The sequence below is a fragment of the Bacillus massilinigeriensis genome, from assembly GCF_900111815.1.
Classification (GTDB): Bacteria; Bacillota; Bacilli; order Bacillales; family Cytobacillaceae; genus Mesobacillus_C; species Mesobacillus_C mediterraneensis.
Map to the genome: position 1 here is coordinate 1 of NZ_LT630031.1, position 5,482 is coordinate 5,482.

At 42.7% G+C, this 5,482-nt stretch carries 6 protein-coding genes and 1 pseudogene; 6 read left to right on the forward strand and 1 reads right to left on the reverse strand.

Translation table 11 applies throughout. The annotated features are described in order from the left end of the window. The 6 genes and pseudogenes from BQ5796_RS18325 to BQ5796_RS17185 all read left to right on the forward strand — a co-directional run. Window positions 1-571, forward strand: a pseudogene (locus BQ5796_RS18325) (hypothetical protein); the annotation flags it as partial. A gap of 24 nt (window positions 572-595) precedes the next feature. Then, window positions 596-1,000, forward strand: a complete 405-nt coding sequence (locus tag BQ5796_RS17170; protein ID WP_071460608.1) for an SMI1/KNR4 family protein — start codon at window positions 596-598, stop codon at window positions 998-1,000. Window positions 1,001-1,362: 362 nt separating this feature from the next. Beyond that, a complete protein-coding gene (locus BQ5796_RS17175; RefSeq protein ID WP_071460607.1) occupies window positions 1,363-1,743 on the forward strand; it encodes a DNA/RNA non-specific endonuclease in 381 nt (126 codons plus the stop codon). Window positions 1,744-1,850: 107 nt separating this feature from the next. Further along, complete coding sequence (locus tag BQ5796_RS17180) at window positions 1,851-3,128, forward strand: IS110 family RNA-guided transposase (protein WP_071460606.1); 1,278 nt, start codon at window positions 1,851-1,853, stop codon at window positions 3,126-3,128. A 364-nt stretch (window positions 3,129-3,492) separates the two neighbouring features. Next, entirely contained in the window at window positions 3,493-3,699 is a 207-nt protein-coding gene (locus tag BQ5796_RS17600) for a DNA/RNA non-specific endonuclease (RefSeq protein ID WP_346190304.1), read from the forward strand. 5 nt (window positions 3,700-3,704) lie between these two features. Next, window positions 3,705-3,980 carry an immunity protein YezG family protein gene (locus BQ5796_RS17185; protein ID WP_071460605.1) on the forward strand — a complete coding sequence of 92 codons (276 nt, stop codon included), beginning with the start codon at window positions 3,705-3,707 and terminating at the stop codon, window positions 3,978-3,980. Here BQ5796_RS17185 and BQ5796_RS17190 read toward each other — a convergent pair. After that, a complete protein-coding gene (locus BQ5796_RS17190; protein ID WP_071458495.1) occupies window positions 3,950-5,311 on the reverse strand; it encodes an IS4 family transposase in 1,362 nt (453 codons plus the stop codon). The genes BQ5796_RS17185 and BQ5796_RS17190 overlap by 31 nt on opposite strands. Between the last annotated feature and the right edge of the window lie 171 nt (window positions 5,312-5,482).

The window sequence follows — 5,482 nt, forward strand, 5'->3', positions numbered from 1 at the left end:
AACAGTGCCGGCAAGATCCATTAAGAGCAGTCCGAGAAAAGAAAGCCGCTCAGCCGCCAAAGTAATCCGGACAACGAAGAAAGCAAAGCCGAAAGTGGCCAAGCGAGCCCAGCAGCCAAGAAGGAAAACCCAAACGAGGATAGAGAAGCGGGCAGGAAATTCAAATAAAGCAGGAAACTTAGACAGCCTCGATCCGCCTAAACAAAAGTCACTGGTAAAGATGGATTTGCAGAAATTTGCTGGGAATAAGGGTGAAGGTAATAGTTTAAAGCAAGGCGAATTCTCTGTAACTAATTGGGATGGATATCCAAACAATGGAACGAAGCCTGATGGACCTTTTAGACTGCTTGAAGGTGAAGAATATCAGAAAGCAAGAAAGGCAGCTAATAATGCCAATGCTGCTTTGCATAGAAAAGACCCAGAGTTAAAGGGTAAACAAATTCATGAAATTCACCCAGTTAAATTTGGTGGAAGCCCTACGGATAATGCTAATAAAATCCCATTGAGTCCGAAAGATCATGCTGAGTATACAAGATACTGGAATACCTTAATGCGTAATCTAAAGAAATAATTAACATGTGAAAGGTAGATAAGTATGGACGAGAAAATTAAGACTTTATTGAGTCAATTTGAACTTAATGAACCAGCTTCAGAAAACATTATTAAAAAAGTTGAAGAGCTACTGAGTATTAATTTTCCACAAGAATATTATGACTTTCTTTTATTTTCTAATGGAGGAGAAGGTGCAATTGGTCAGTCTTATTTAGTAATGTGGAAAATAGAGGATTTAATTGAATTAAACGAGGCTTATGGGGTTGAAGAGTTTGCCCCAGGTTTATTAATTATCGGTTCTAATGGTGGGGATACAGCTTATTGCATTGATATGAAGAGGACCATTAAGCCATTTGTACAGGTGCCTTTTATTGGGATGGATTTAAGTGAGGTACAAGATTGTAGTAATGACTTCAACGGGTTCCTAAGTTTCTTGAATCAAGAATAATTTATATTTGACCTTAATTGGCTTAATGCCTTTCAAGGTTTCTTTTCTGTCTCAAGGCATATAGGACGGTCAAGAGAGTCTCCAAGAAGACATACCGTTCAACAGCCAAGCGTGTAGCCGCAAAGGTATACAAGAGGCCGAAAACAGTGCCGGCAAGATCCATTAAGAGTAGTCCGAGAAAAGAAAGCCGCTCAGCCGCCAAAGTAATCCGGACAACGAAGAAAGCAAAGCCGAAAGTGGCCAAGCGAGCCTAGCAGCCGAGAAGGCAAACCCAAACGAGGATAGAGAAGCGGGCAGGAAGTTCAAATAGCGCAGGAAACTTAGACAGCCTCGATCCGCCTAAACAAAAGTCACTGGTAAAGATGGATTTGCAGAAGTTTGCTGGTAATAAGGGTACGGGTAATGGTAATATAGTCAACGAAGTTAAAGAAATTGAGTATGGAAAGCACATAATAAAAGGTGAAAATGGTAAGAAACAACTACTTCCAAATACTAAGTACGTAACCAATGATAACTACAAATATACTACCGATGAACTTGGACGTATTGTAAATGTAGATGCTCCAGAACTTATATTGAAAAAGGCTGATAGAAATAAATATGCTCAGGCAAATGTAGGGGGGAAAGACAGATTACCAGATGATGATGGCGGACATTTAATAGGAGCACAATTTAATGGTCCTCCTGATATTGATAATCTTGTACCACAAAATAGTCAAATTAATAGGAGCATTCCTGTTTGAAAGATTTTCGGGGACTTGAACAAAAAGGAGCCCTCTTGGTATGATACGGGGTGTCAAATCGCGGACCGAGATGACCCCTAACTTAGTTAACCAAGGAGGACTCCAAAGTGGATTTTAAACAAAATCAGAAAATAAATCAAGTCACCGAAAACACGCTCGTCGTTGGAATCGACATTGCAAAGCGGACGCATTACGCTTGTTTTGTGGATGATCGTGGACGGGTGCTTCAAAAATCTTTTTCTGTATCCCAGTCTCGGGATGGATTCGAACATTTCTACCAACGGATTCTGGCTGCAATGAAAGAATACGGGAAAACAGAAGTAATCGTTGGGATAGAGCCTACCGGCCATTATTGGCTCAATTTAGCCTATTTCCTGGGCGAACGGGGCATTCCCTTGGTGATGGCCAATCCCATGCATGTCAAACGCTCCAAAGAGCTAGATGATAATCTGCCGACCAAACATGACCGCAAAGATGCGTTAGTCATCGCTCGCCTTGTAAAAGATGGACGTTTTAGTTATCCGCGTATCTTGAAAGACATGGAGGCAGAACTTCGAGTTGGATCCGCGTTTAGAAGCAAGTTGACAGAGGAGCTTGGAATGGTGAAGAACAGGATGATTCGCTGGTTAGACCGCTATTTTCCTGAGTTCTCCCAAGTCTTTCCGTCATTCGGAAAGATGGCGATGGCCGTACTGGAATGTACACCGTTTCCAAGTGATCTTCATCAAAAACAACTCGATGAAGTTTTATCCCTTTACCGACAGGTCGAGGGGCTAAAGTCTCCGCAGAGACCAAAAGCAATACGCCTTATCGAAGTCGCAGCTCACTCTATTGGAGTAACGGAGGGACGCGAGATGGCCCGTATAGAAATCGCCACACTCGTCCGTCGTTACCATCAGTTAGAACTAGAAATAGAGAGCGTGCCAGAGCAGTTAGTCAAGCTTATAGAAACATCTGTAGAATACGATTGGCTCTCCACAGTGCCTGGGCTAGGAGACACTACCATTGTCGATTTATTAGCTGAAATCGGAAGCTTTTCCCACTATGAGAATCCACGCCAATTAATCAAACTCGCGGGATTAACATTACGGGAAAATTCCTCCGGCCAACATAAAGGACAAAAACGCATCTCCAAGCGTGGCAGAAGAAAGCTGCGAGCCCTTCTGTTCCGAGTGATGATACCGATGATTCGCCACAATGAAGCTTTTAAAAAGTTACACGAGTATTACACAACCCGTCGGGTTAATCCATTGCGTAAGAAGCAATCCATCGTGGTTCTATGCGGGAAACTACTAAAAGTGTTACATGGAATCGGCACGAAGCACAAAGCGTTTGACGCAGAGCGAATGATGAAGGATATCCCTTGCCTCGCAGACGCTATGTAAGTCCTGCATCCCCTTGAAGAACTAGACAACAGGATGACACGGAGAAGCTGGCAATATATTCACCATCAGACCTTGAGTCCCTATAGGAGCTTCGCTAGCCTCTGCCTTATGACTAGACCGAACGAAGGAATGTAGGCACACAGATGCCCAGAGACATGGGAGGGTACGTCATCATAAGCTACGCAGAGATCCATGGTGCATCGAATAAATTCCTATCACTACTTTCCGTTATTATCCAGTAGTGACCGCGTAGCGTACCTATCATTTGTAAGAGAATCACATATTTATTAATATCTGTTAGGGTGTGTGTCGAAAAATATTTTTTTGACACTCCAACAACGGGTCAAACCGTTGATATATCAATATTTATAGAGGGAGGGGGGGAGTTTGGTACGAAATGGAGACTGAATGGGCTAATGCATTGAAAGAGGTACCGCCCAAGAAAGTCTTTGTTAGTATTGAACCGACCTATTCTAATAATTCTATGCGACCAGATTCCTTTATGGTCGAATATGAAATTGAAGGCCAATTTCCAGTAATTCGCGAGATTGCAAATAAATCAGGAGGCTGATATTGATGAGTTTTGAAACAGAATTAAACGAGTTATATAAAGAAATTGCACAACAGGTTAATGATATGATTCCAACTGAATGGGATAATTTCTATTTTAATGGTGAAGTTAAGGAGGGAGAAGGAGGAGTTTTCTTCTTTTTTACACCCAAAGGTGAGGAACAACACATTTTTTCACATTATATTCCAAGATTATATAGTGTAGATAAGAGGGCTTATAATAAAGAACTACATAAATTATTTCAACTTACTCAACTTTCGCAGAGTGAAATCGGCAAATAAGCCTTGATATAACTGGGCAGATTGGCCAACCAAAGTTGTAATTGACATTCAATGTGCTTTTTCATTTTCGTATTGGTCTGCTTCAGGACATCATTAAGAAGCTCGATCAACTGCTGGAGCGCAACTGCCCAATCGAGTTCATTTACTTCATCACAAAATTCATAAAAAAGGCCGCCGAGTGTGCGTTGGTCGGTGTTGCAGCGATTTTGCCACGACAAAACAATATAGCGGGCAAATACTATCGTTGTATGGCTAATTAACCCATCATAGGAACGCCCTTGGAACTCCTTCTGGAGTTTTAACAGCGATTTGGTCGTCTTGAAGAAAACCTCGATGTCCCAACGCATGCCGTAGATCTGGATAATCTCCCGTTCGGTCAAGGTTTTGTCGGTGCTGAGGATGGCCAGCCATTCGCTTCTCTTGTTGCGATTTTGGACGAAGACAATCTTGACGCACGTTCCGTTAGCCATGACACAGTGAATGGAACGAAGAATTCCTTTTTTACCCTGGATAGGTTGCGCCAAACTATACAATTGCTTCAACGAAACCCGTTGTCCACCCGCTAGGTACCGCTGCTTCGTCTCTTTGACCATACCGATTACATCCAATCCCTGTCCTTTAATGGCTTGGACAAGCGGAGGTAAGGTGAACCAGGAGTCCATCAGAACATAGCTTGCATCGATACCATTCGCAAGCGCACGGCGGATCATGTCCGGAATCTGTTCAGGCGCCGTTTGAAGCGCATTCATCCGGCGTTTGTAACCAGACGTACGTTTATCGATGTCCGATGAGATGCCGTTAATCTGTGCTTTCTTGGAACTGAGCAGGGAAAAATCGATTGGCATGAAGGTGGAACCGTCCGACCAGCCGAGCGTTAACATCCGGAACCCTTTGTAGAATTTCATTTTCAATGATGCGTGGTCAAAACAACGGGCAAGTAGTTCAACCTTTTTACTGCGGTTCCGGTCGAACGCCGAATCATCGACAATGAAAACCTTTGGTCGTGTGTGATCGGTCAGACAATCGACCTTCTGGATGGTTGAAGCGCTGAACGACAAAAGGAATCGCTGCCAATTGAATGTTGGCTGATTAAGGAATCGATAAATGGCATCCTTCGCAGGATAACAGTCCGCTTTTTTCGAATTCAGCAGCGCAAACCAATTCTTATGTTGAAAGATTAGGCAGAAGACCAGTTGAAATAAGTACGAACAGGAAAAGCCGAAGGCTTTGGTGATACCAGCCTTCCGAAGATGCCTAAAGATATCTAGCTCGGAAAAAACCGAGCGCAATTCATTCGGGAGTTGATTGTTTGATTGGTTTTGATCTATCATATAGGAGGCACCTCTTCTATTGGTAGTGGTTTTTCGACAATTCTACTTTACCATAGGATGAGGTGTTTTTCTTTTGTCCAATTCAATTGTCAAGGTACCTAATGAATTGCAGAAACACATAATTACGATGCCGGTTGGATCGATTTATATCGGTGCGAAAGTTGAGTAATT

Bases quoted from the DNA above. Each gene is read 5' to 3' on its own strand.
- BQ5796_RS17170 (WP_071460608.1), top strand. From the start codon at position 596: ATGGACGAGAAAATTAAGACTTTATTGAGTCAATTTGAACTTAATGAA.
- BQ5796_RS17175 (WP_071460607.1), top strand. From the start codon at position 1,363: ATGGATTTGCAGAAGTTTGCTGGTAATAAGGGTACGGGTAATGGTAAT.
- BQ5796_RS17185 (WP_071460605.1), top strand. From the start codon at position 3,705: ATGAGTTTTGAAACAGAATTAAACGAGTTATATAAAGAAATTGCACAA.
- BQ5796_RS17190 (WP_071458495.1), bottom strand. From the start codon at position 5,311: ATGATAGATCAAAACCAATCAAACAATCAACTCCCGAATGAATTGCGC.